Raw genomic sequence first — 26164 nt, forward strand, 5'->3', positions numbered from 1 at the left:
AGGAAACGAACTGAATATGGCCACTGCGAAACCCCTGCGACCGGTCAAGCGGGAGCCTGCGGCGACCGTCATCGCCACCCAGCTCACCGAAGCGATCATGGACGGCAGCCTCGCCCCGGGCACCCAGCTGGGCGAGGCCGAACTGGCGGGCCAGCTCGGCGTGAGCCGGGGGCCGCTGCGCGAGGCACTGCAACGCCTCGTGCAGCAGGGCATCGCCGTCAGCGCCCCGCACCGCGGCGTCTTCGTGACACGGCTGGACGAGCACGATGTCCGCGACATCTACCTCGCCCGCACCGTCATGGAGTCCGCCGCCTGCCGCCTCGTGCTGCAGGGGGATCCGCAGCGCACGGCGGACCGCCTCGCCAGGGTGCACCGCACCATGGAGACGGCGGCCCGCCGCCGCAACTACGCGGCCCTGAGCACGGCCGACATGGACTTCCACCAGGCCCTCGTCGAGGAGTCCGGCAGCCCGCGCCTGCAGCGGATCGCGCAGACACTCTTCGTGGAGACCCGGATGTGTCTGTCGGCCCTCACCGAGGACCACCCGGACCCCGACGCCTTGGTCGAGGAGCACGCGGGCCTCATCGAGGCACTCCGCGACGGGGATGAGTCCCGGCTCCTCGCCCTGCTCGACGACCACATGCAGGACGCGGTCCATCGACTGACGGGCCCGGACCTGGCGCCGGAGTCCGCCACCTCGGCCGCGGCGGCAGGCTGACACACGAAGAGTCACTCATGGGTCCCCCATCCCAGGCGGCTTCCTCACAGAGTTCCCGGATGGGCAGATCGGGCATGTACTGAGTCGGCGCTTCCTGGTGTCGACGCTCGCCGCCGCTCAGGCGGGCCCGCCGAATCCGGTGGGCTCCGGCCGCGAGTGCCGGCCGGATGCTTCCTCGGAACCGGCAGTGGCGCACTGTGCACGGCGGCACGAGGGGGGCGGCCACTCGTGAGGCCCGCCGTCCTTCCCTGGACGGCGGGGGGGCGCCGTACGCCGGGCCAGTCGTCCTGCATCCGCGGGAGGTCGGTGCGCGCGTCCTGAGCGGGACAGCTGGCCCGCAGGGCAGCGCGGGGATCGCTCGGGGCGAGCCACGCGGTGTTCAGGTTGCTGCCTTATCGTGCGCGCGGACCGCGGAACAGTCCGCGGGTACCGTCCGGCAAGGAGAGACAACGTTGAGCGGCACGCCTCCACAAGCAGCCGGGATGCCGGACGAACTCCAGCGGCGCCTGGGGGTGCCGGACGCGGTGATGATCGGGTTGGGGTCGATGATCGGCGCCGGGATTTTCGCCTCCCTGGCCCCGGCCGCCCGCGCGGCCGGCTCCGGTCTCCTGCTCGGTCTCGCCCTGGCCGCAGTGGTCGCCTACTGCAACGCCACCTCCTCCGCCCGGCTCGCCGCCCTCTACCCGGCCTCGGGCGGCACCTACGTCTACGGGCGTGAGCGGCTCGGCGAGTTCTGGGGCCACCTGGCCGGCTGGGCGTTCGTCGTGGGGAAGACCGCCTCGTGCGCGGCCATGGCCCTGACCATCGGCTCCTACGTCTGGCCCGGCCAGGCACACGCCGTCGCGGTGGCCGCCGTGGTGGCCCTGACCGCGGTCAGCTACACAGGTGTCCAGAAGTCCGCCCTGCTCACCCGCGTCATCGTGGCCCTCGTCCTCGCGGTGCTCGCTGCCGTCGTGGTCGCCTCCCTCACCTCCGGCGCCGTGGACACGGCCGGCCTGCACATCGCCTCGGATGCGACTGCCGGCGGCGTGCTCCAGGCGGCGGGCCTGCTGTTCTTCGCGTTCGCCGGCTACGCCCGCATCGCCACCCTCGGCGAGGAGGTCCGCGACCCGCAGCGCACCATCCCGCGCGCCATCCCGTTCGCCCTCGGCATCACCCTTGTCGTCTACACCACCGTCGCCATCGCCGTCCTGCTGGTCCTCGGCCCGGACGGCCTCGCAGCCGTTGGAGCACCTCTGACGGAGGCCGCGCGCGCGGCCGGCGCCGACTGGCTCGTCCCCGTCGTAAGCATCGGCGCCGCCGTCGCCGCCCTCGGTTCCCTGCTCGCCCTCATCCTCGGCGTCTCCCGCACCACTCTGGCCATGGCCCGCGACCACCACCTGCCCCGCGCCCTCGCCGCCGTGCACCCGAAGTTCAAGGTCCCCCACCGGGCCGAACTCCTCGTCGGCGCCGTCGTCGCCGTAGCGGCCGCGAGCACGGACGTGCGCGGAGCGATCGGCTTCTCCTCCTTCGGCGTCCTGGCCTACTACGCCATCGCCAACGCCTCCGCCTGGACCCTGAGCCCGGCCGAAGGCCGCCCTGCCCGGATCATCCCCGCCTTCGGCCTCGTCGGCTGCCTCGTCCTGGCCTTCGCCCTCCCCCTGACCTCAGTCATCGCCGGAGCCGCCGTACTCCTCGCCGGCGCCGCCGCTTACGGCGTCCGCCACGCGGCTACGCGGTAGCGCACTCGTCGAGGCGGACGCCGCGGGAACGAGGATCCCCGACGTCACGGACGCGTGCTGGTGTGCTCGAAGCCGGTGACGAGGTGCAGCCCGGAAATCTGGCAAGACCGACACGGTCCGACCTGGCCGCGCAGCGAGCCCGAACGCGGACGGCACCCTCGTCGCCGCCCCCGACGCACACGTGCCCGACCCGCTTGCCTGCTCCGACGTGATGGGCACCGGTTGGTGGGTCGCCATCGCCGCCGCCGTACAGAAGGGCGACACCGTCGCGGTCGTCGGCGACGGCGCCGACCAAGTCCTGGAATGCGTCGGCACCGAGCAGTCCACCCAGCAAGCCCGGAACCCAATTCCTTGACATGTCCCTGACTCGAGAGCAGTCTCACGGCAGCCTCCCGCCACTCAACGCGGCTCGACCGCCGAAGACAAGGGATTCACCGTGGGTACGAGCACCGGACAGACGGCTGCCACGCGCAGCCACCGCAACCGCGCTGTCGTCGCCAGCACGGTGGGCACCGCCATCGAGTGGTACGACTTCTTTCTCTACGGGACGGCCGCGGCGCTCGTCTTCCCGCACCTGTTCTTCCCCGGCCAGTCCGACTACACCGGCGTCCTCGCCTCCTTCGCGACCCAGTTCGTCGGCTTCGCCGCCCGCCCCGTCGGTGCCGCGATCTTCGGACACTTCGGCGACCGAGTCGGCCGCAAGTCCACTCTCGTCATCACACTCCTGCTGATGGGGGTGAGCACCGTTCTCATCGGATGCCTGCCCACGTACGACTCGATTGGCCTCGCCGCGCCGATCCTGCTCGTCGTCCTGCGCGTCGTGCAGGGCATCGGCGTCGGCGGTGAGTGGGGCGGCTCGGTGCTGCTCGCCATGGAGTGGGGTCCGAGAAAACGCCGCGGCCTGATGGCGAGTTGGCCGCAGATGGGTGTGCCGCTCGGACTGCTCGCCTCGACCGGCATGGTCCGCTGGATGACCTCGGCGACCGGCGCCGACTTCGAGAGCTGGGGTTGGCGGATCCCCTTCCTGGCCAGCGCCGTCCTCATCGCGATCGGCCTGTACGTACGGCTGCGGGTCGTGGAGAGCCCCGACTTCAGCGCGGTCAAGAACGCGCGGGCCGTGGTCCGGATGCCCGGTTGGGAAGTGCTGCGCCACCAGTGGCGTGAGGTCCTCACAGCGGCGTTCGTACGCCTCTCCGAGCAGGCACCGTTCTACCTCTTCATCACCTTCGTGCTCGCCTACGGGACCGAACACCTCGGCCTCGCCCGCAGCGACCTGCTCGACGACACGCTCGTCGCGGCCGCCGTCGGGCTCGTCTCCATCCCGCTCTTCGGCCATCTCTCCGACCGGATCGGACGCCGCCTCGTGTACGGGATCGGAATCGCCTGCGTCGCCGCGTTCGCGTTCCCGTACTTCGCGCTCCTGAACACCGGGTCGTCGGGCCTGGTGCTGCTGGCGATCGTGCTGTCCCTCGTCTTCCACGATGTGCAGTACGGCCCTCAGGCCGCGCTCATCGCGGAGGGCTTCGGCACACAGGTCCGCTACAGCGGCGCCGGCCTCGGCTACCAGCTCGCCTCGGTCATCGCGGGCGGCCCGGCGCCGCTGATCGCCGCGGCGATCCTGGAGGACACCGGGTCGAGCATCGGGATCAGCATCTACATGGTGGGCTGCTGCGTGCTCTCCTTCGTGGCACTGCTGCTCATACCGCGGCGCGCGGACTCCGGCCTGACGGTGGAGAAGCCGGCACCGCAGGAGACGGAGGAGCGGCCCGCCGGAACGTGATCGGCCTCAGGGCGGGTCGTGGCAGCAACCGGCCCGCCCCGCCCCGCTATCGAACGCGACGACGCAGCCGTCGAGTTGTGGAAGAAGGGACGTCTGCGAGCTGTGGAAGAAAGGACGTCTGACCGCGGGTAAGAGCACAGCAGCTGCGCTCGGTGCGAGATCGGCGGACTCGGGGCCCACGCGTCCCCGACCCTTTCCGAGATAGTCCTCGATGTCCTTGGCGACCGTGACATCCCGGTTCTGGGCACTGTGGAGTTCGGGTATGCCGTCCCGAATCTGCCGATGCCGGTCGGCACCCACGTCGGCCAACCTCTCAGAGCCTCCCGTAACGATCCACCCCCACCGCCCACTCCCCCGCACGGCACAATTGCCAACTGGCCACGCAGGAAAGAGTTTTACTGGGCCAGAAGCGTGTCTCAGCCGACCCGAGCACATGAACCCCAGGGATAGTCGGCGGCCAGTTGGTGTCGCAGACGTCACTGCTCGATACCTCGATACCTCGATGTCCGATGGCACGACCGGCGCCGGTCAGGGAACCGCGGCCTCAGCAAGTTCGTGTTCTGGTACGGGCGGACGAGAAGTGCGTGAAGACCGGGCGAGGTTCGCGGGGAAGAAATCATGCAGATTATCGAGGTGACCGGCTATGCCGTCCGATCTGCTGTCATCACCATGCGACGGACGGGAAAGCCATTTGAGTTTGTGATCTTCCCGATGCTGCATGTGGCTTCGCCGACGTTCTACTCCCAAGTCCGTCTCAGGCTCAGAGAATGCGACCTCATCGTCGTCGAGGGAATCCGAGGAAGGTCGGCCGGAGTGAGCTCCCTGACCCTCGCTTACCGGTTCGCACCACGCCGGCGGCGCAACGGCCTCCAGGAGCAGAGCGACGGGCTGCTGCTTCCCGAGGGCGTGCCGGTTGTCAACCCGGATGTGACCGCGGCGGAGGCTCTCGCGGAACTGAAGACGCTGCCGCGTTCGACGTACCTCCTGCTCATGATCGCGGCGCCCGTCATGGGCCTGGTGTTCGCGCTGCGCGGCCCGCGCGCCTTCCTCGACGAGGACCTGGTGGTGGAGGACCTGCCGTCGACGCTGCGGGCGGAGATGCTGGCAGACAATGATGTCGAGCACGCGATGATGGGGCGGCGCGACCAGCGGTTGCTCGACGCGCTCGGCGAGATCCACACGGAGCGCGGCGAGGAACCGCTCCGGGTTGCCATCGTCTACGGGGCCGGCCACGTACCGGCGATCGTGTCGGGGCTGTGGAATCGATACGGGTACCGCCCACGCGAAGCGGAATGGCTTACCGTCCTCATCCCGTCATAGCCCCCGAAGCGAGAGCGGCTGACGAGTCCGAGAACTCTGCACCGCCTCGCGCCCGCCAGCGTTCAACTCGTTCCGCAGCTCAGCAAGGGGTGCAGGGTCGGCGAAGATGCCGCCGAGAGACCTCGTATCGCCCGAAGCGCCGTTCACTTGGTCACTTCTGGCAGGTGCCTGAGATCGACTCGCGATCGGCTTCCCCCAGCGCCATGGTCCGCGACCTCGCGAGTGTGGAGGCGTGCGGCGGCCTCCGGGAGCAGGGCGAAGTCCCGTGCTGTCCGTCCTTGTTCGTTTCTGCGCGCTGTTCCTCTACTCCCTCGAGGAGGTCATCAACTACCGCAGGACATCTGCCTGGTGACGGAGTCGGCGTGGGGTGCGCGTCCCCGCTCCACGCCACCACTGGACGGCTTCAGGCGCAGCCACGGGTCGGCACATCCGGACGCCGACGACCCCGTGTGGCGCGTCCCGCCGGGCGGCGAAAGGGATGCGTCGTGCCTTCGGCGTCGGCGAACTACCGTACCCTGCTGCGCACTTCGGGTGCCGCGGCCTTCTTCCTTCCCGCCGCTGTCGGGCGTATCGGCATCGCCATGACGGGGATCGGCATCGTCTGGCTGGTGCACGCACGCACCGGGTCGTACGCCGCCGCGGGCCTCGTCACCGGCGGATTCGCTGTCGCGGACGCCGTCGCCGGCCCCCAGATCGGGCGCCTGGTCGACCGGTTCGGGCAGGCGCGGATACTTCCATACGCGCTGGGCGCGCATGCCGGGGCCGTGACCCTCCTGCTCACCGACGCCGTTCCGGACCTCGTCGCCGGAGTGCTCATCGGGGCAACGCTTCCCCAGCTCAGCGCCCTGTCCGCCGCTCGCTGGTCCGCCCTGCTGTCCGGCGAACGGGCTGCCGCGCTGCCCACCGCCTTCGCCCTGGAGGCCCTCGCCAACGGCGTGTCCTACCTGGCCGGGCCGGCCCTGGTGAGCGTCCTGGGCGCTGCGGGCCACCCAGACGCCGGGGTACTGCTCGCCGCCGCGCTCGTCGTCGGCGGCGGGCTCGCCCTCGCCGCCCAGCGCCGCACCATGCCGCCCCTCACCGGCCGCGCCGAACGCCTGCATGCCGGACGCGCCCTGCTCCGCTCCGCATTCCTGCGGCAAGTCGCGCTCGGCCTCGCGCTCGGGGTGTTCTTCGGCGCCATGCAGGTGTCCGTTACCGCGTACGCCGTCGGACGCGGCACGCCGGACGCGGCAGCGCTGCTCTATATCGCCTCCAACTGCACCAGTCTGGCCGGTGGTTGGGCCTACGGAGCATGGCGCCAGGGCGGCTCACCCCGGCGTCACCAGGCCGCAGCCGCCGCCTGCCTCACCCTCGCGAGCCTCCCGCTGACCTTCCTCGAAGCTCCCCTCGCGGTCGGCGCCACCCTCGCCCTGACCGGACTCGCGGTGCCGGTCCTACTGATCCTCACCTCCGTCCTCACCGAGTCGTCGGTCCCGCGCGCCGTCCTCACCCAGGCGTTCACCTGGGGCAACTCCGCAAGCGCGGCAGGAATCGCGGGCGCCGCGGCGATCGCGGGGCGGGTGGTGGACGCGGGCGGTGCGCACGGCGGTTTCGGTGTAGCGGCGGGGGCCGCGGTGGTGATGACGGCCCTGGCGCTCGACGGGCTGCGGGGCTCATCACCGGACGCGCCGAAGGCGTCCGCGCCCACAGCATCCACGGCGCCGAGTTTGCCGGTCACACGGCGGGATTCGTCCACGAACCGCAAGGCACGCTGAACACCGGAGAGCGGGATCGCCCGGTCGCTCTGCGGGGGCGCTGTCGTCGCGAGGTGGGCGGCCGGGTCGTTCGGTTACGGTCAAGTTGCCCAATACGTAAGGCGGTTGCGATTCAACACTTGACAGGTGCGCATCACCGCGCCACTTTGGGAGCGCTCCCACCATCAAGACTTGCGCGCTTCCCCACCCTCTGCACCCCACACCTTCGAGGCATGAACCCAAGGCATGGGCGCTGTCGCGCGCCCGTGCCCCGGTTGCTCTCGGCCGAGGAAAGCGAACGTCATGATTCCGGTACAGCGTTCCCTACCCCGCGGCCCGGGCAGGCCGCTCGGCCTGTCAATCGCCGCGTGCGCCTTCGGGATCCATGTCGACGGTGACCTGGTTCGGGGCACCGAGCCGTAAGCACAGCGGTGCCCCGGAACAACCTCTCGACCCGCCTTCGGGGAGTGCCCGAAGGCGCACGCAGGAAAGGAAACGGAGCCGCATGAGATCACGAAGTTCTACCCGGCACGGGATACGCAGGAAGTTCGCCGCACTCTCCGCCCTGGCGCTCGGAGCGGCCCTGGCCGTGGCCGTCCCCACCCCGGCTTCCGCCGCGGCCCGCGTCGACAACCCGTACGCCGGAGCCAAGGCGTATGTGAACCCGCAGTGGTCCGCCAGGGCCGCCGCGGAGCCGGGCGGCAGCGTCATCGCCGACGAACCCTCGTTCGTCTGGATGGACCGCATCGCGGCCATCGAGGGTGCGGGAGACGCGATGAGCCTGCGCGAGCACCTCGACGAGGCCCTCGACCAGGGCGCGAACCTCTTCCAGGTCGTCATCTACGACCTTCCGGGACGCGACTGTGCCGCGCTGGCCTCCAACGGTGAACTCGGCCCCACCGAACTCGACCGGTACAAGACCGAGTACATCAACCCCATGGCCGACATCCTCGACGACCCCGCCTACGCGAACCTGCGCATCGTCACCATCATCGAACCGGACTCACTGCCCAACCTCGTCACCAACGCGGGCGGCACCGCCGGATCCACCACCCAGTGCGCGACCATGAAGGCGAACGGCAACTACGAGAAGGGTGTGGGCTACGCGCTCCACACCCTGGGGGCCATCCCCAACGTCTACAACTACATCGACGCCGGGCACCACGGCTGGCTGGGCTGGGACACCAACTTCGTGCCGGCGGCCCAGGAGTTCAAGAAGGCCGCGACCACCGAAGGAGCCACGGTCGCGGACGTCCAGGGCTTCATCGTCAACACGGCCAACTACTCGGCTCTGAAGGAGCCGTACTTCAAGGTCACCGACTCGGTGAACGGAACGACGGTGCGTCAGTCCAAGTGGGTGGACTGGAACTTCTACGTCGACGAACTCTCCTTCGCGCAGGCCCTGCGCACGGAAATGGTCAATCAGGGCTTCGCCTCGAACATCGGCATGCTCATCGACACGGCCCGCAACGGCTGGGGCGGCTCCGCCCGGCCCACCGCCGCCGGCCCGCTGACCAACGTCGACGACTACGTCAACGGCGGCCGGATCGACCGGCGCATCCACCCGGGGAACTGGTGCAACCAGAAGGGGGCCGGCATCGGTGAGCGGCCCACCACCGCCCCGGAATCCGGCATCGACGCGTACGTCTGGGCCAAGCCCCCGGGCGAGTCGGACGGCAACAGCCAGCCCATCGCGAACGACGAGGGCAAGGGCTTCGACCAGATGTGCGATCCGACGTACACGGGTAACGGGCGCAACGGCAACAACCTGACCGGCGCACTGCCCGACTCACCGCTGGCGGGCCACTGGTTCTCCGCCCAGTTCCAGGAGCTGCTGCACAATGCGTACCCGCCCCTGGGCGGCAGCGGTGGCGACACCCAGGCGCCCACCGCACCGACCGGCCTCACGGTCACGGGCAAGACGAGCGGCAGCGTCTCGCTGTCCTGGACGGCGTCGACCGACAACACCGGCGTCACGGCGTACGACGTGTACCGCGCAGGGGTGCAGGTGGGCTCCTCGGCGACCACCTCCTTCACCGACACGGGGCTCACCGCCTCCACGTCGTACAGCTACACGGTCAAGGCCCGCGACGCGGCCGGGAATGCTTCGGCGGCCTCCGCGGCGGTCTCGGCCACCACGTCAGACGGGGGCGGAACCGGCACCGGCACCCTCAAAGTCCAGTACAAGAACAATGACTCCTCCCCCACCGACAACCAGATCCGGATGGGCCTGCAGCTGGTCAACACCGGGACCACCGCGGTGAACCTGTCCACGGTGAAGGTGCGCTACTGGTTCACCCCCGAGGCCGGTGCGAGCAGCTTCAGCACCGCCTGCGACTACGCGGTGCTGGGCTGCGGCACCCTGACCCAGAACGTGACGGCCTCGGGCAGTCCGGCCGCCGGGGCCAGCCACTACCTGGAGGTCGGCTTCGGCAGCGGCACCCTCGCGGCGGGGGCCTCCACCGGAGAGATGCAGTTGCGCTTCAACAAGACCGACTGGTCGAACTTCAACGAGGCCGACGACTACAGCCGCTCCACGAACACGGCGTACGCCGACGCGTCGAAGATCGGCGTGTACGTGGGCGGCACCCTGAGCTGGGGCACCGCGCCCTGACCTGACCTGACCGGCCTCGTGGCCCTGATGCGCCCCTGCCCGTCCTGTCGCCCCCGTCGCCGCGTGCGTCTCGCGGTGGCGGGGGCGACGCCTGTCGTGGCGCGACGGGGCGTTCCGGCCCCCGGCGGCGTGCCGACGTGACGCCGTCGTCGAAATTCGTCGAAAATCTCGGCGATACATGGACGGCCCGAGGGTCCGTACCTAGTCTCTCCGTTGTCGTCGCGCAGATGAACGCGCAGACCGACGCATCGAAATCTTTCGACGGCGGTTCGGTCACGGGAGCAGTAGGACTGGGAAGACAGGCAGCTCAGGATGGTCGGCATCACCGAGGTGGCACGGCACGCAGGCGTCGCCGTCAGCACCGTCTCGTACGTGCTCAGCGGGAAGCGCCCCATATCGCCGCCGACCCGTCAGCGCGTCCTCGATTCCGTCGCTGTTCTGGGCTACCAGCGGCCGGCTTCCACCCGTTCGCACGCCATCGGGCTGGCCGTGCGCGTCGATGACGGCGCGCACCGGCCGCTCCTCGCCGAGTTCATGCTGTCCGCGACTGTCGCCGCGCGCCGCCACCACAGCAACATCCTTCTCCTCACCGACCACGCGGATCACGGTGTGCTGGACGCCGCCCTGCTCGACGGACTGATCCTGATGGACATCGGGATCCGTGATCCGCGGCTGGAGACCGTGCGAGGGCTGCCGGTCCCGACGGTGCTGATCGGCCTGCCCCACGATCCGGCCGGCCTGACCTGCGTCGACCTGGATTTCCGTGCGGCCGGAGGCCTGTGCGTGGACCATCTCGCCGACCTCGGCCACCGAGAGGTGATACTGCTCGGCGCGCCCGAGGCCGCGTACCGGCGCCGCACCGGATTCGCCGTACGGACCGTTGCCGGCGCACTCGAGCGGGCCGCGGTCCGAGGGGTCCGGCTCACGCACCGGTCGGTCGAGGGGGACTGGGACAGCACGGCGGGCACCCTGACGCGGGTGCTCCAGGAGCGCCCGGACGCCACGGCTCTGATCGTGCAGAACGAAGCCGCGACCCCGCACCTCGCGCCCCTTCTGCGCAGTTTCGGCCGGGCCCTGCCCGAGGACATGTCCCTCGTCGTCGTGGGCTCGGACGCGGTAGCGACCGCAGGCACCCCGCAGTTGACCTCGGTCGCAGTACCCGCGGCCGCACTCGCGGAGCGAGCCGTCGAGTTGCTCAGCCAGCTGCTGGACGGCAGGAGTACCGACTCCGGCGGGGCGCCCACTCTGCTGGAGCCGCGGCTCACCGTCCGGGCCAGCAGCGGGCCGCCCCCGTCCTCCTGATCTGCACCCTCTGCCGCCACCTGCCGGTGACCGACGGCGCTCTCGCCGTGCCCCCGCGCAGTCGTCCGCGCGGCCCTCCCTACGACCCCGAAGGGCACACCTTTGTCCCCCCGCACCCGCGCAGCCACCGCCGCCTGCGCCGCATTCGCCCTCACCACGACGTTGAGCGGCTGCGGACTCATCACGGCCGACACACCGCCGAACACCCTGACCGTCTCGGACTACTACACCGCCGAGCCGGGCAACACGGCCCTGACCGAGATCCTCCGGTCCTGCGGACGTCAGACCGGCGTGAGCGTCGTGCGCGAGGTCATGCCCCGCGCACAACTGGTACCCAAGCTGTTGAGGGACGGAGCCGCGAAGACCCTCCCGGATCTGGTGCTGAGCGACAACCCGGACCTGCCCAAGCTCGCCTCGACGGGAGCTCTGCTGCCGCTCGAAGGCCGGGTGAAGACCGAAGGGTTCTACGAGAGCGTCCTCAAGGCGGGCACGTACAAGAACAAGCTGTACGGCGTCGCCCCGGGTGTGAACGGGCTCGCCCTCTTCTACGACAAGGCCGTCTTCAAGAAGGCAGGCCTCGAGCCGCCCACCACCTGGAAGGAACTCCGCAAGAGCGCGGCCGAGCTCACCGAGGAGCACCGCTACGGCCTTGCCCTCTCGGCAGTCGCCACCGAGGAAGGCTCCTGGCAGTACGAACCCTTCTTCTGGGGCGCGGGCGCGGACTTCGCACAGCTGGACTCGGCCGAGTCGGTGTCCGCGCTGACGTACTGGACGTCGCTCTTCGAGGACGGCTCGATATCGAAGTCGGCGCTGAACTGGCAGCAGTCGGACGTGGCGGAGCAGTTCATCGGCCACCACGCCGCCATGATGATCAACGGCTCCTGGCAGCTGGCCGCACTTTCTGCCGAGAAGGGGCTCGACTACGGCGTCGTGCCGCTCCCCACGCAGGACAGCCGCTCCCCCTCGGTCACCCCGCTCGGCGGCGAGACCTGGGCGGTGCCCAAGGGAGACAAGCAGGACAAGGCCGTCCAGGTCCTCAACTGTGTGCTCAGCAAGGACCACATGATCCAGTGGGCCCGGCTGCGAGCCGACGTACCCGCCGACCCGGCAGTCGCAGAGCAACTGGTCAGGGAGCAGCCGGACCTCGCCCCCTTTGTGGCCAGCGCGCCCAACGCCCGGTCCCGCACCGCCGAGTTGGGCACCGCCTACCCGGCCGTGTCCAAGGCGCTGTACACCGCACTCCAGCACGCCGCCATCGGACAGCTGAGCCCGGCGAAGTCCCTCGCCGCCGCTCAGCGCCAGGCCCGGTCCGCAGACCACTGATCAGGCGAGGTGCCCTCATCATGACGACCCTTCTGGACAAGCCTGTCCGCTCCGCAGCACACCGGGACAGCCGGACCGCCGGCGCCGCCCGCCGGGCGCGACTGGCACGCATGAGCTTCTACGTCCCCGCCGTCCTCTACCTGGTGATCTTCTTCGGCTACCCCGTCGTCGCCAACCTGGTCATGTCGTTCCAGGACTACACGGTGACGTCCTTCTACAACGGCGGCGCCCCCTTCACCGGCCTCGCCAACTACACGGCGATCTTCACCGACGAGCTGTTCTCCACGTCCCTGTGGAACACAGCCGTGTTCACCATCGCCTCGCTGATCCTGCAGTTCGCCATCGGCCTCGGCCTCGCACTGTTCTTCCGCCGTCGCTTCGCGCTCAGCAGCACCCTGCGTGCCCTGCTCCTGCTGCCCTGGCTGCTGCCGCTCCTGGTCTCCGGCACCGTCTTCCGCTGGCTGCTCGACCAGGACTACGGCGTGGTCAACCAGGTGCTGCTCAGCCTGCACCTCATCCATGACCCCGTCCCCTGGCTGGTCAGCCCCGACCACGCCATGACCGCCATCGTCATCGCCAACGTCTGGATCGGCATCCCCTTCAACATGGTGATCCTCTACGGCGGCCTGCAGTCCATTCCACCGCAGTTGTACGAAGCCGCCTCGCTCGACGGCGCGGGCGCCTGGCAGAAGTTCCGCCACGTCACCTGGCCGCTGCTGCGCCCGACCACCTCCGTCGTGGTGATGCTCGGACTGATCTACACGATCAAGGCGTTCGACGTCGTCATGGTGCTCACGCAAGGCGGCCCGGCGGACTCCACGCAACTGCTGTCCACCTGGTCGTACGCGCTCTCCTTCACGAACCTGCAGTTCGGCCAGGGCGCCGCCGTCAGCAACGTCCTCATCGTCATCGCCATGCTCTTCGCGCTCGTGTACCTGCGCACCGTGCGCGCCGAACAGTTGGAGAGGTAGTCCCGATGTCGTCTCCCGCAGCCCTGCGTGCTGCCCGCCGCTGGAGCAGCACGGTGATCGCCCTCGTGATCGTCGGCGTCCTGCTCTTCCCGCTGTACTGGATGGTCAACGCCTCGCTCCAGCCCGGCCATGCCCTGCTGAGCATCCCGCCCAAGTGGTTCCCCACGGATCCCACCCTCGACGGGTACCGCGCCGCCTTCGACACCCAGGGACGGCACCTGGTCATCAGCCTCTTCGTGGCCTGCGGCAACGTACTGATCACCCTCGCCCTCGCGGCTCCGCTGGCGTGGGCGCTGGCGAAGTTCCGTCTGCGCTGGGCCGCGCTGCTGCTGTTCGTCCTGCTGATCGTGCAGATGGTCCCGGGCATCGTGAAGGCCAACTCGCTCTTCGCGCTCTACAGCGAGCTCGGACTGCTCAACAACACCATCGGGCTGATGCTGGCTCAGTCCACGCTGTCCGTACCGTTCGCCGCGGTGCTGCTCCGCGCCCAGCTGCGCGACATCCCCACCGAGGTCATCGAGGCCGCAGCGCTGGACGGTGCGGGGTCCTGGCACACCTTCCTGCGCATCGTCGTCCCCATGAGCCGCAACGGCCTCATCACCGCGGGCCTGTTCGCGTTCCTGTTCTCCTGGGCCGACTTCCTCTTCGCGATCACTCTCACCTCACGCGACGCGGTGACCCCGGTCACCGTCGGCATCTACCGCTTCATCGGCGCCAACGCCACCGACTGGAACGCCCTCATGGCCTCGGCCGTCCTCGCCTCCATCCCGGCGGCGGTACTGCTGGTCATCGCCCAGCGGTACATCGCGGTCGGGATCACCGGAGGCTCGGTCAAGGACTGACCGGAACCAGGCGCCAGGACCAAGCACCCCTTCTTTTCTTTGCACTGGAGAAACACCTTGAGCACCTTCCGGGAACACGACGGCGGCCTGGAGTGGCACGGCGGGCACGAGTCGCTGCGTATCGAGCCCTGGGGGCCCGACTCCGTCCGAGTACGGACCGCACTCGGCCCGCTCCGCGACGACATCCCCGGCGCCCTCCTGGGGCCCGCCGACACCGAGGCCGAGATCATCGTCCCGGACCTGGCCGGCCTGACCGTCTTCAAGAACGGCCTGGGCTCACCCGCGGATCCGGTGCCGCCCGCCCGCCTGGTCAACGGCCGCATCACCGCAGAGCTGACCGTCGACGGCGTACTGCGCTTCGTCCGCACCGAGGACGGAACGGAACTCCTCGCCGAGCGCCCCGCCCATTTCTGGTGGCCCGGCACCCGCGTCCACACCCCTGTCGGGCACGGATACCACCGCTTGGAGCAGAACTTCCAGGCATACGAGGCGGAACGGCTGTACGGCCTCGGGCAGCGCCAGCACGGACTGCTCGACCAGAAGGGCACCGTCATCGACCTGGTGCAGCGCAACACGGAGATCACCATCCCGTTCGTGCTGTCCAGCCGAGGCTACGGCCTCCTGTGGAACAGCCCCGCCGTCGGACGTGTCGAAATGGTGCGGACCGGCACCCGCTGGGTCGCCGACAGCGCCCGCCAGATCGACTACTGGATCACCGCGGGCGAGCAGCCCGCAGACATCCTCCGCTCCTACGCGGACGCCACCGGCCACGCCCCCGCGTTCCCCGACTGGGCCACCGGTTTCTGGCAGTGCAAACTGCGCTACCGGACGCAGGACGAGCTCCTCGAGGTCGTGCGCGAGTACAAACGCCAGGGTCTGCCGATCTCGGTGATCGTCGCCGACTTCTTCCACTGGACCCGGCTGGGAGACTGGAAGTTCGACCCCGCCGAGTGGCCCGACCCGGCCGCCATGGTCCGGGAACTCGACGAGCTCGGCGTCAAGCTCATGGTCTCCATCTGGCCGTCGGTGAACCGCTCCAGCGAGAACTACGACGAACTGGAGCGCCGCGGCCTGTTCGCCGCCAACGAGTACGGCACCCCGGCCCATGCCACATGGATCGACAAGGGCGCCGACCATCGCGTCATGGTCTCCTTCTACGACCCGACCAACCCCGAGACCCGCGCCTACGTATGGTCCAAAGTCCAGGAGAACTACCAGCGCCTCGGCATCAATCTGTGGTGGCTGGACGCCTGCGAGCCGGAGATGAAGCCCGGCCACCCGGCCAACCTCCGGTACCACGCCGGTCACGGCCAGGAGGTCGCCAACCTCTACCCGCGCGAAAACGCCCGCCTGTTCCACGAGGGAATGGCAGCCTCCGGCAACACCGACGGCATGTCCTTCTCCCGCTCCGCCTGGGCGGGCAGCCAGCGCTACGGCACCGCCGTGTGGTCCGGAGACATCGGCACGGACTTCGCCGCCCTGCGCGCACAGATCGCCGCGGGTCTCAACATCGGCCTGTCCGGCATCCCCTGGTGGACCACCGACATCGGCGGCTTCCACGGCGGCGACCCCGATGACCCGGCCTACCGCGAAGTCCTCGTCCGCTGGTTCCAGTTCGGCGCGCTCTGCCCGATCTTCCGCCTGCACGGCTTCCGGCTGCCGTGGCTGCCCCTGGGCGGCGAGATGACGGGCGGCCCCAACGAGGTCTGGTCGTACGGCGAAGAGGCGTACGAGATCATGCGAGGCTACCTGGAACTGCGCGAGCGCCTCCGCCCGTATGTCGCCGAGCAGATGGCCACCGCCGCCCGTGAGGGGCTGCCCCCGATGCGCCCGCTCTTCCTCGAGTTCCCCCAGGACGAGACGGCCTGGACGGTCGCCGATCAGTTCCTGCTCGGCCCCGATCTCCTGGTCGCTCCCGTCACAACCGCCGGCGCAACGCGCCGTGAGGTCTATCTGCCGACGGGCGCACGCTGGAGGTGCGCCTGGACGGACGCGACGTACGAGGGAGGCTCTTGGCACACAGTCGACGCCCCACTCGACCGGATTCCACTCCTGCTGCGCGACGACGCCCAGCTGCCCGTGAGCGGCTGACGGAGCGGCCCGGTGCTGGGAGCCCCTGGGGCTCCCAGCACCCCGGCGCGGTCGCTTCTGAGCCTGGGGGTGCTGTCAGCGCTCGTTGTACCGCCTCGCTGACCGGACTCTCCCTGCCCTGCCGGTACTGAGTCTCGAACTTCTCGTCACCCTGCGCGCCGCTTAGCCGGCTCACCAGGTCGCGCAGGTCGTGCATCGCCCCGGCATCGTCCTGTGTGCACTCCTCGGCGAGCGACCAGGTGTGTTCTGCCGCGCCGACCAGTCGGCCGGCCTCTTCGTTCCGGCCCAGGTTCGAGGCTGCCCAGGCCAGTAGTTCCAGGCTGTGTGCCACATGGGTGGCGTTCCGCTTGATGATCAACTGTGCGCGGACTGCGCCGCGTCGCTATTGATCAGGAATTTACACAGCGCACGATCTCCTCGCGGACCTCGGAGGCAACCTCGCCGTACAGCGGCTGCTTCTCGGGATACGCGGCGTACGTGGGTACGTTCCTTATGTGGGCACTTAGTCGGGGCGCGACTCCATGGCCAGGACGTGCTCGACCAAAGAGATCAGGACCTCCTTGCCGGACTCCCTGTCGCGTACGTCGCACAGCAGCACTGGGGTGTCTGCGTTCAGGTCGAGGGCGCGCGCCACCGCTGTTCGGCTGTGCGTTCGGATGCCGTCGAAGCAGTTCACAGCGACGATGAAGGGGATGTCGCGGCTCTCGAAGTAATCGATGGCGGGGAAGCAGTCTGCGAGGCGCCGGGTGTCGGCCAGGACGACCGCGCCCAGGCAGCCCGTGGCCAACTCGTCCCAGACGAACCAGAAGCGGTCCTGGCCGGGGGTGCCGAAGAGGTAGAGGGCCAGGGTGTCGCGCAGGGTGATCCGGCCGAAGTCCATGGCGACCGTCGTCGTGGACTTCGTGGCCACGCCCTCCAGGCTGTCCACCGGGCGCGATGCCTCGGTGAGGGGTTCCTCGGTGCGCAGAGGGCGGATCTCACTGACCGACTCCACCAGCGTGGTCTTCCCCACGCCGAAGCCGCCGGCGATCAGGAGCTTGAGAGCGGTGAAGTCGGCGGGTGCCGGGTGCGCGGCGCGGTCAGAGTGCACGGAGGCCATTGATCACTTCTCGCAGGAGATGGGCGGAGGGAGGTTCTTTTCCGGTGGCGGTGGACTCGGGCGGTGTGATGCGGATCAGCCCCTGGGCGGTCAGGTCGCCGAGCAGGACGCGTACGACGCCGAGCGGCAGGCCCGAGTCCGAGGCCAAGTCCGCAACGGGGCACGGTCCTTGGGCGCACTGCGCCAGCAGCCTGCGCTGCTCGGGCGGGATCGGGCCGCGCGGGGTGGCGGCCGTGGAGCGGACGATCGCCATCAGGTCGACGCGTTCCGCGCCGTTGTCCGTACGCGCGCGGCCCGCGGTCATCGCGTAGAGGCGGACCAGAGGGCCGGCCTCCTCGTCGTAGCGGTCGGTCCAGGGGTCGGGGTCCCGGTCGGCGGCGTCGGGCGTCGGCCCGCGGCCGGGTGGCAGGTCGGTCACGCCGTCCCGCCGTCCGGCGTCGGGGCGCCGTCCGTCCTCACGGGTACGGCGAGGTGCTCACGCACGCGCTCGACCAGCAGGGCCATCTCGTACGCCACAAGGCCGATATCGGCGTGCCCGTCGGTGAACACCGCAATGCAGGACCCGTCGCCCGCGGCGACCACGAAGAGGAACCCACCGTGCAGCTCGACCATCGTCTGGACGACGCCGCCCGCGTCGAAGTGGCGGCCCGCGCCCTTGGCGAGGGAGTGGAACCCGGAGGCGATGGCGGCGAAGCGCTCGGAGTCGTCACGCCCGAGGCCGCGGGAGGCGCCGACGCACAGGCCGTCGGTGGAGAGCATGACCGCGCTCCGGACCTCCGCGACACGTTCGACCAGGTCGTCGAGGAGCCAGTCGACACCGTCCACGCCGCCCGTGCCATGGTCATCGGGGTGGTCACCCAGGTTCGTGACGTTGAAGGTCGGGGTCATCGGTTTCGGAATCCTTCTTCGGTCGCGTGGTGGGGATGGGGCGCGGCATGCTGGGCGCCGGACGGGCTTCCTGGGCCGGACGGTGTGTCCGGCTCACCCTGAGCCGCGGAGGCGCGTCGCCGGCCGGAGCGCAGGGACGCCATCGTGGCGCGCGCGGCCTCCGGGGATCGGACGGCGGGGCCCTGGGCCGGAGGTGAGCCGGCGCCCGCGTTCTCGTCACCACGCAGTTCGGGGGCGAGGCTGGCCTGACGCACCCGGCGCGGCAGACCGTCCTCGGAGTCATGGCTCGAGGTGGCTTCCTCGGAGGGGGCGGCCGAGGACGGCGCAGGCCGGGGAGCCGCGTGACGGGCGTGAGTGGGGTCCTGGCGGGGGGCAGTGTGACCGAGCGGCAACTGGGGCTCACCCTCCGGCCGGAGCATCGATTCCTGTTCGGGGCGCTGCTCTGCCGGTACGGGAACGGCGACCGGAGGAGAGGCCGGTACGTGACCGGTCTCCAGCCCTCGCGACTCCGGCAGGGGCCGCAAGCCCGGCTGCGGTGCCTCAAGGAGCTGCTGCGGAACGAAGACGACGGCGGTGACGCCGCCGTAGACCGAGCGGCGCAGGGTGACGTCCACATGCTGGCGTTCGGCGAGGCGGTTGACCACGAACAGGCCGAGGCGACGCGAGTCGAGGAGGTCGATGTCCGCGGCCCGGATCTTCTCGTTGGCCGCGGCGAGCGCCTCGTCGCCCATGCCGAGGCCGCGGTCCTCGATCTCCAGGACGGCGCCGGCCCCGACCTCCTCTCCGCGCACCACGACGGGGGTGTGCGGCGGCGAGAACGCCGCGGCGTTCTCCGTGAGTTCGGCGATCAGATGGATCAGGTCGGCCACCGCTGTGCCGGCCAGAAGCAGATCGGGGATGTCGTGCAGCTGGACGCGATCGATGTCGGCTGTCTCGGCGATGCCCGCGCGTACGGCGTCGATCAGCGGGACCGGGTTGCGCCAGGCACGGCCGGGTGCGGAGCCGGACAGGATGAGCAGGGACTCGGCGTGGCGGCGCATCCTGGTCGTCAAGTGGTCCAGACGGAACAGGTCTTCCAGGTCTGACGGGTTCTCGGTACGGCGTTCCATCGCGTCGAGGAGCTCCAGCTGGCGGTGGAGCAGCACCTGGCTGCGGCGGGCGAGGCTGACGTAGACGCCGGAGACTCCGGTGAGGACGGCGGCGCGGCCCGCGACCGCGCGCAGGGCGGCCCGCTGCACGGTGGTGAGCGCCGCGCCGACCTGGCCGATCTCGTCCCGGATGGGCGTGCGGGAGAGCGGGGCCTCGACGTCGAGGTCGAGGTCGTCACCACTGTGGATGCGGCGGATCGCGGCCGGCAGCCGAGAGGCGGCGAGCTGAAGAGCGGAGTTCCGCAGTCCCGTGAGGTCGTCGACCAGGCCGCGCCCGATGCGTACGGAAAGAAGCAGCGAGAGGACCACGCCGAGCAGGCCGAGGGCCACAGCGAGGCCCGAGCTGCCCAGGGTCGCAAGGGAGTACGGCTCCGCGTCGGCGCCTGTGTCGACGGCGGCCCGCTCCGCCGCGGCAAGCCCGGCGAGGGTGTGTCTCACGTGGGAGTGCCAGTCCTCTGCCGACACGGCGGAGACGGCCCCGTCCGCACCGGCGTCGAGGACGGCGTCCTGAGCGGTGGTGAGTTCGGTGGCACTGCGGGACGCGAGAACGGCGCGGTAGCGGGCGGCACCCTCGGCCTGAAGGTCGGGCACCGCGGCCTTGGTGAGCCCGCGCTGCTGGGCGACGTCGCCGATGAACGCGCGGTACTGGGCGGCTGACATGGTGCCTTTCGCCTGCGCGGCACCGAGCACGGCGTCCTGGCGGCTCAACGCCTCGCGGCCACGGGCCAGTTCAAGAACGGTGCGGGTGTGGGAGGCGCGGTCGGGGAGGTCCGCGCCCGCCAGCCCGGCGCGCACCGCGAAAGCCCGGTCGACGACCGCGCCGTAGCCGGAGAACACGGCGGCGGAGTCGTGGGGTGTCTCCCGCTGCTTGGGGAGGGACCCTGCGCTCTTGAGCAGAGCACTGATCCGGTCGGGCAGCCGGCCGTCGAGAGCCGCGAGATCGGTGCTGCTGGAGCGGATGCCCGCGCGCAGGGCGGCGACGGCCTTGTCCGTGCGGGACCGGGCGGCATCGAAGTCGCGGCGGGCGGACGGACCGGGAGCGGCCCGGTACTTCAGGGCGGCGGCACGCTCGTCCTGGACCGTGGTGGTGAAGTCCGCGACCGGCTTCACCAGGGCGGAGTTGATCTGCCGCAACTGCTCGGTGGACGAGACCTGCGACGCGGTGGTGACGGCAGCGTGCCCCCACAGGGCCATGAGGGAGAGGACCGGCACCGTCAGCAGGGTGACGACTTTCGCTCGGATCGACTTGGGACGCCACCGTTCGGGCAGCAAAAAGCGTGCGGGCATGACAGGGATCTCCTTGGCGGTGCAGGAGTGTTGAGGGCGCGCGAAGTGGCGTTCGGCCCGGGGAACCACGGCGGCACAGGCGCGTGGCGGGAAATGTGCCGCAGTGATGACGGAGGCTGCTCAGGGGATCCGGATCAGGCGACCGGAAGCTCGACCTCGTGCAGCGGTCGGGCCGCGGCCTCGCCCTCGGCGCGCTCTCGGGCCGTCGGGGACAGGGCCACGAAGGCACAGGTGAGGAAGAGGAAAGAACCGAGGACCACGGCGAGCGGCAGGATGAACGCGGTGGCGCTCGCGCCCGGCAGAGGTGCGTTGCTCGCATGCACGTCCACGGTGACCGCGGCCATGCCGCTGTAGTGCATGCTGCTCACCGCGAACCCCATCACGAGGGCGGCGACGGCGGCAACGGCCGGGCCCCGCACGGAGAGTGCGGCCCACAGCGCGGCGGAGGCCGCGACGATCGCGATGACGACGGAGGCCGTGACGACAGCCGGGTCGTACGAGATCGTGCCGTTGAGCTCTACGGCGGCCATGCCGATGTAGTGCATCGCGGCCACCCCGAGTCCGGTGCCGACGCCACCGAACAGGACGGAGCGCACGCGGGACTTGCCATAGCCGGCGGTGAAGACTCCGGCGCCGACGACGCCGATGGCGACGAGCAGGCTGAGCAGGGTGAGCGGGATGTCGTAGCGGATCGCGGTGCCGTCGACGGTGTAGCCGAGCATCGCGATGAAGTGCATGGTCCAGATTCCGGCGCCGATCGCGATGGACGCGCTGACCAGCCAGTTCCGTTTGGACCGTCCCCCGGTTGTCAGGGCGCGCACAGTGCAGCGCAATCCCAGCGCAGATCCGACGACGGCCATGGCATACGACAGGACCGGCGTCGCCCAGCCTCCGGCCATGTGGTGCATGTGACCCACGGGTTTCCTCTCACTGTCCTGTGTCGGCCCCCCGGCGACCGGGACGCTAGCACGCAGTGGATCTCTGTCCATGGGGCGGCGAGATGCGCCCGCAGGCGGGTTACTGGGCGGTAAAGCCCTGGTTCAACGGCCTTTCGGGCTTCGGCCCTTCACTCCTCGCCCACATCGGTGCGACTCTTGTCACGCCGCACACCGAAGCTCTTCAGACACCCTGGACGAGACGCCCAGGTCCGGAGTTCTGGGACATAACCGTTCAACTGAACGCGGGGCTGGTGGCGCTGGAGTCGAGAACGGCCGACTCGGTGGTGAGGAGGCGGCCCCGGGAGCCGTGCACCTGGTGCACACCGGAGTTCGACCACATCGCGGGGCAGGTCATGGCGTGCGGCGGCGGCTTCACCAGGTGACGGTGAAGCCGCCGCCGCGCCGTGGGTCCGTCAGGACGGGCAGCCGGAGTCGGCGATCACGAAGGTGCCCGGCGAGGTTTCTTCCAGTGTGTGGGTGACGTAGAGGTTGTACAGGCCCATGTTCTGGTTGGAGCCGTTGGCATAGACGTAGCCGAGGCTCTGGTGGGCCCGTCCGGCGGCGACCTGGTTGTAGTTGTTGTCGGTGTAGCACTGGTGGGTGGCGCCGGTCGTGGTCACCTGCGCCGCGGCGGAGGAGGCGCCTACCGCCCCGGCGTCGTCCACGGCGGCCACGGTGTAGCTGTACGTCGTGCCGGGGGCGAGCCCGGTGTCGGTGAACGAAGTCGAGGAAGGCGAGCCGACCTGGGTGCCGCCGCGGTAGACCCGGTAGGAGGCCGCGCCGTCGACGGCGGTCCAGGACAAAGTCGCCGAGGTGTCATGGGTGGCGGTGACGGTGAGCCCGGCCGGGGCGGGCAGGGATCCGCCGCCGTCGGTGGTGTCGAGGCCCCAGGAGTGTCCGATCCAGTACGAGGCGCAGATGTTCGTGTCCGGCAGGTACTGACTGGCCGTGCCGCACTGGGTGGCCCCGGTGCCGGGGTCGACCGGCTGGCCGTGGGACATGCCCGTGATGCTGTACGACTCGACGGCGGCGCGGCCGGAAGTGTCCTTGTAGACCTTGTGCGGGTAGCCCTGCACGGTGTCGCTGACGTCGGCCGTGGTGTCGGTGCCGTGGACGTTGGTCCACTGCTCGACGAGCTCGGTCATGTTCATAGGCGCGACAGTGGTGTCCTGGGAGCCCTGCCACACCGCCACCGTCGGATAGGGGCCGCTGTAGCCGGGATCGGCCGCGCGTACCTTGTCGCCCCACTGCTGCGGGGTGAGGTTGCTGCCGGGGTTCATACAGCTCAGAGCGTCGGTGACGGTGCGGGCGCAGTCGAAGGGAAGCCCGGCGGCCACCGCTGCGCCGGAGAAGACGTCCGGGTAGGAGGCCGCCATGACCGCGGTCATCGCCCCGCCGGCGGACAGGCCGGTGACGTAGACACGTGAGGGGTCGGTCCCGTTGTCGGCTGCCATCTTGTCGACCATCTGCTTGATGGACAGGGCCTCGCCCTGGCCGCGCGAGAAGTCGGACGACTGGAACCAGTTGAAGCACGAGTTGGCGTTGTTGGCGCTCTTCTGCTGGGGCAGCACCAGCGCGAAGCCCCAGGCGTCTGCCCACTTGGTCCAGCCGGTCTCGTCGTCGAACGCCGAGGCCGACTGGGTGCAGCCGTGCATGGCGACCACCAGCGGGCGCCCGGACGGCAGCCCGTCGGGGACATAGCGGAACATCTGCAGGCTGCCTGGGTTGGAGCCGAAGTTCGTCACCTCTTGCAGGGACGCGGCTTGCGCCGGTGCCGGGGACAGCAGCCCGAGGATCAGTGCGACGACGGGCAGCACCAGCGCGACGGCGGACCCGGAACGCGACCGCCTTCCGGGGTCGGCAGACCGCCGCCCGCGTAGGACGCGGCGCCGCGAGGTGTGGGAGGAAGCAGGATGCATCGTGCCACCAGGTGATCGCGATGGATGGGGCGAGGGACAACCCCCGGCCCTGGCCGCCCGGCATCGGACGGCGTTACACGTCCCAGGAGTTACGGGGACGTTACGTCCGGCCGGTCGGCGACAGTAATGGTGACGCGCCCCACCTCGAAGCGGCGCGGGCTGTGGGCCGTCACCGTTGCGCCACACCGGACGGCATCACTCCGACGGCCGCCGGTGCTCCCGTCATCGCCGAGGCGCTGCCCTGCCCACACTGGCGGCTGCCTGCCGCACCCTGCCGACTGCTTGCTCTTGGGCGACCACGCTCAGCCGGCGCCGTCGCCATTCTGAACTCTTCGCCGATCCGCGAACCGGCACCTGGTCCCGGATGGCATGTCAGCGGGTGCGGCGTAGGACGGCCCAACTGCCCCAGTCGGCTTGGGACTCGGTCGCCTGCCATGTGCCGGGCAGGGCTGCAGCGACGGCAGTGGCGGGCAGGTACAGCGGGCCGTCGCTGCCGAGCTGGTTGATCCACAGAAGTACTCCGTCGTGTGCCAGGACGCGGGCGGTCTCGGTGGGGAACAACAGCATGTCGATCGCGGCGATGACGGCGACGGAGGAGTCGGGCAGTGGCAGTGTGCTTGCGTCGGCCTGGACGCGCCCCGGTGAGCGGCCGTGGGCCTGCTGCAGCATGCGCAGCGACAGGTCCACGCTCATCACCTGCGGGAAGACGGTGCTCAGCCGGGGGGTGAACAGGCCGGTGCCGGAGCCGAGTTCGAGGCATGGGCCCGCGGGCAGTGGTCCGCCGCGGGTGAGAGCGTCGCGCAGGGGGTCGTCGCGGCCGGTGGCGCGGGTGGCGTCCCAGTCGGTGGCGAGTCGGTCGAACTGAGCGGCGATGAAATGGGCGGTCTCGGCCGTCCAGGGCCGCCGGCCGGCAGCCAGGTCACGGGCGAAGACCCGGAAGACGTCGGCGGTGCCGGGCGGCGGAACCGGTTTGCCGTCCGGGCTGGGCAGGACGCGCGGCAAGGTGGCAGTCACAGCACCACTCCAGCACGTCGACGTCGGTTCACGGATCGGCCCGTGGGCAGAACCGGCCCTCCACCCACGGGTGGAGGGACACGCTTCAGTGGTGGTGCCCGCCGGGCGTGTCCCCTGCTGGGTGCCCGTGCTGCGGGTGGGCGGTGTGATCGTGGCCGGTGTCGGGTGAGCCGCCCATCATGCGGAGCATGGACAGCCCGCCGGTGCGCCAGAAGCGCACCAGGAGGACTGCGGCCAGGATCAGGAAGGCGATGTTGAGCCAGGTGGTGTAGTTCCAGCTCACGCCCTCCATCGGGATCTTCGCATCGGCCTGGTCGGGGATCAGGCCGAGTCCCCCGAAGGCGAATTCGACGATGTACCCGGCGACGACCATCGCGAGATAGAACGTGCCGAGCAGGAAGGCGGCGGCCTTGGCGCCGTAGTACTTCCGGTAGATGTTGAGGATCGGCAGGATCAGCAGGTCGGCAAAGATGAACGCCACCACACCGCCGAAGCTGATGCCGCCCTTCCACAGCACCACCGCCAGCGGCACATTGCCGATGGAGCACACGAACGAGGCGATCGCCACCAGCGGGCCGACGATCGGGCCCCACAGCTTGGAGGCGAGAGGGTGGCCGTCGAAGAAGAAGGTGCGCCAGAAGGAATCGGGAACCCAGGCGGCGATGGCGCCGGCAATGAGCAGACCGACGACCAGGTCGCGCAGGATCGCCGCCCACTCCATGACGAACACGTGCGAGGTCGAGGTGAAACCCTCGCGGGAGAACAGGCGCCGGGCGAAGGAACCCTCGCCTGCTACGGACATGTCCATCGCGGCATGACCCTCCATCGAGCCGGCCAGCCCGCGTTCGGCCTGCTCGCGGGCGGCGCGCAGGAGTGTGTCACGCAGGAATACCCGGAACAGCACGGCCAGCACGATGATCATGATCGGGCCGCCGACGAATTCGGCGGCGGTGAACTGCCAGCCCATCAGCAGGGCCAGGATCACGCCGAGCTCGACGACCAGGTTGGTGGAGGCGATCTCGAAGGCCATCGCGGCGGTGAAGTTCGCGCCCCTGCGGAACAGTGAGCGGGCCAGCGCGACCGCCGCGTACGAGCAGGATGACGACGCCGCGCCCAGGCCGGCGGCGACGGCGAGGGTGCGGGGCCGGTCATCGCCCAGGAGCGAGACCACGGTGGACTTGCGGACCACTGCCTGGACGACGGCGGACAGAGCGAAGCCCAGAATCAGGGCCCTGGTGATCTCCCAGGTCATCGACCCGGCAATCGACAGTGCGTGCAGTACGGCGTGCATCTGTGAAGCCTTCCTCCGTGAGGACGGGCTGCCGCCCACGGACACGCTCTCTTTGGGTGCGCGTCCGTCGGCCCGGGAGCGGGGCGCCGCCGGGTGGGCGGCGCCCCCCCCGGGGTGAGCCGACGCGCCACGTAAGGGCGGCGGGGTGGCGCTTGCCGCCCGGCG

At 70.1% G+C, this 26164-nt stretch carries 21 protein-coding genes; 12 read left to right on the forward strand and 9 right to left on the reverse strand.

What is annotated here, in order from left to right; genetic code table 11:
• The first annotated feature begins 16 nt into the window (after nucleotides 1–16).
• The 12 genes from ACWIGU_RS23770 to ACWIGU_RS23825 all read left to right on the forward strand — a co-directional run bounded on the left by ACWIGU_RS23770 (nucleotide 17) and on the right by ACWIGU_RS23825 (nucleotide 16415).
• A complete protein-coding gene (locus ACWIGU_RS23770; protein WP_454403709.1) occupies nucleotides 17–718 on the forward strand; it encodes a GntR family transcriptional regulator in 702 nt (233 codons plus the stop codon).
• Between the two features lie 482 nt (nucleotides 719–1200).
• Nucleotides 1201–2439, forward strand: a complete 1239-nt coding sequence (locus ACWIGU_RS23775; protein WP_454404010.1) for an APC family permease — start codon at nucleotides 1201–1203, stop codon at nucleotides 2437–2439.
• A gap of 181 nt (nucleotides 2440–2620) precedes the next feature.
• A complete protein-coding gene (locus tag ACWIGU_RS23780; RefSeq protein ID WP_454403710.1) occupies nucleotides 2621–2794 on the forward strand; it encodes a hypothetical protein in 174 nt (57 codons plus the stop codon).
• Between the two features lie 81 nt (nucleotides 2795–2875).
• Nucleotides 2876–4219 carry an MFS transporter gene (locus ACWIGU_RS23785; protein WP_454403711.1) on the forward strand — a complete coding sequence of 448 codons (1344 nt, stop codon included), beginning with the start codon at nucleotides 2876–2878 and terminating at the stop codon, nucleotides 4217–4219.
• Nucleotides 4220–4837: 618 nt separating this feature from the next.
• Entirely contained in the window at nucleotides 4838–5539 is a 702-nt protein-coding gene (locus ACWIGU_RS23790; RefSeq protein WP_454403712.1) for a hypothetical protein, read from the forward strand.
• A gap of 485 nt (nucleotides 5540–6024) precedes the next feature.
• A complete protein-coding gene (locus ACWIGU_RS23795) occupies nucleotides 6025–7293 on the forward strand; it encodes an MFS transporter (RefSeq protein ID WP_454403713.1) in 1269 nt (422 codons plus the stop codon).
• Nucleotides 7294–7777: 484 nt separating this feature from the next.
• Nucleotides 7778–9886 carry a glycoside hydrolase family 6 protein gene (locus ACWIGU_RS23800; protein ID WP_454403714.1) on the forward strand — a complete coding sequence of 703 codons (2109 nt, stop codon included), beginning with the start codon at nucleotides 7778–7780 and terminating at the stop codon, nucleotides 9884–9886.
• A gap of 312 nt (nucleotides 9887–10198) precedes the next feature.
• Nucleotides 10199–11188 (forward strand): LacI family DNA-binding transcriptional regulator, encoded by a 990-nt coding sequence (locus ACWIGU_RS23805; protein WP_454403715.1) that lies wholly within the window; start codon nucleotides 10199–10201, stop codon nucleotides 11186–11188.
• Between the two features lie 102 nt (nucleotides 11189–11290).
• Complete coding sequence (locus ACWIGU_RS23810) at nucleotides 11291–12511, forward strand: sugar ABC transporter substrate-binding protein (RefSeq protein WP_454403716.1); 1221 nt, start codon at nucleotides 11291–11293, stop codon at nucleotides 12509–12511.
• Between the two features lie 20 nt (nucleotides 12512–12531).
• Nucleotides 12532–13482, forward strand: a complete 951-nt coding sequence (locus ACWIGU_RS23815; protein WP_454403717.1) for a carbohydrate ABC transporter permease — start codon at nucleotides 12532–12534, stop codon at nucleotides 13480–13482.
• 5 nt (nucleotides 13483–13487) lie between these two features.
• Nucleotides 13488–14324, forward strand: a complete 837-nt coding sequence (locus ACWIGU_RS23820) for a carbohydrate ABC transporter permease (RefSeq protein ID WP_454403718.1) — start codon at nucleotides 13488–13490, stop codon at nucleotides 14322–14324.
• 57 nt (nucleotides 14325–14381) lie between these two features.
• Nucleotides 14382–16415 (forward strand): glycoside hydrolase family 31 protein, encoded by a 2034-nt coding sequence (locus tag ACWIGU_RS23825; RefSeq protein ID WP_454403719.1) that lies wholly within the window; start codon nucleotides 14382–14384, stop codon nucleotides 16413–16415.
• A gap of 502 nt (nucleotides 16416–16917) precedes the next feature.
• Here ACWIGU_RS23825 and ACWIGU_RS23830 read toward each other — a convergent pair.
• From ACWIGU_RS23830 to ACWIGU_RS23870, 9 genes are all read right to left on the reverse strand, one after another.
• On the reverse strand, nucleotides 16918–17514 hold the full coding sequence (locus ACWIGU_RS23830) for a GTP-binding protein (RefSeq protein WP_454403720.1): 597 nt from the start codon (nucleotides 17512–17514) through the stop codon (nucleotides 16918–16920).
• On the reverse strand, nucleotides 17495–17932 hold the full coding sequence (locus ACWIGU_RS23835; protein ID WP_454403721.1) for a DUF742 domain-containing protein: 438 nt from the start codon (nucleotides 17930–17932) through the stop codon (nucleotides 17495–17497). The genes ACWIGU_RS23830 and ACWIGU_RS23835 overlap by 20 nt, the downstream gene beginning before the upstream one ends.
• Nucleotides 17929–18402 carry a roadblock/LC7 domain-containing protein gene (locus tag ACWIGU_RS23840; protein WP_454403722.1) on the reverse strand — a complete coding sequence of 158 codons (474 nt, stop codon included), beginning with the start codon at nucleotides 18400–18402 and terminating at the stop codon, nucleotides 17929–17931. The genes ACWIGU_RS23835 and ACWIGU_RS23840 overlap by 4 nt, the downstream gene beginning before the upstream one ends.
• Entirely contained in the window at nucleotides 18399–20837 is a 2439-nt protein-coding gene (locus ACWIGU_RS23845) for a nitrate- and nitrite sensing domain-containing protein (RefSeq protein WP_454403723.1), read from the reverse strand. Before ACWIGU_RS23845 ends, ACWIGU_RS23840 begins: the two co-directional genes overlap by 4 nt.
• Before the next feature lie 134 nt (nucleotides 20838–20971).
• Nucleotides 20972–21754 (reverse strand): MHYT domain-containing protein, encoded by a 783-nt coding sequence (locus ACWIGU_RS23850; RefSeq protein ID WP_454403724.1) that lies wholly within the window; start codon nucleotides 21752–21754, stop codon nucleotides 20972–20974.
• Nucleotides 21755–22007: 253 nt separating this feature from the next.
• Complete coding sequence (locus tag ACWIGU_RS23855) at nucleotides 22008–22151, reverse strand: hypothetical protein (RefSeq protein ID WP_454403725.1); 144 nt, start codon at nucleotides 22149–22151, stop codon at nucleotides 22008–22010.
• A gap of 37 nt (nucleotides 22152–22188) precedes the next feature.
• Nucleotides 22189–23592 (reverse strand): extracellular catalytic domain type 1 short-chain-length polyhydroxyalkanoate depolymerase, encoded by a 1404-nt coding sequence (locus ACWIGU_RS23860; RefSeq protein WP_454403726.1) that lies wholly within the window; start codon nucleotides 23590–23592, stop codon nucleotides 22189–22191.
• Nucleotides 23593–24066: 474 nt separating this feature from the next.
• The gene (locus tag ACWIGU_RS23865) at nucleotides 24067–24708 is read right to left on the reverse strand and encodes a class I SAM-dependent methyltransferase (RefSeq protein ID WP_454403727.1); all 642 of its coding nucleotides are present in this window, start codon (nucleotides 24706–24708) and stop codon (nucleotides 24067–24069) included.
• 85 nt (nucleotides 24709–24793) lie between these two features.
• Complete coding sequence (locus ACWIGU_RS23870; RefSeq protein WP_454403728.1) at nucleotides 24794–25999, reverse strand: permease; 1206 nt, start codon at nucleotides 25997–25999, stop codon at nucleotides 24794–24796.
• Between the last annotated feature and the right edge of the window lie 165 nt (nucleotides 26000–26164).

The organism is Streptomyces sp. NPDC055400 (assembly GCF_053644375.1).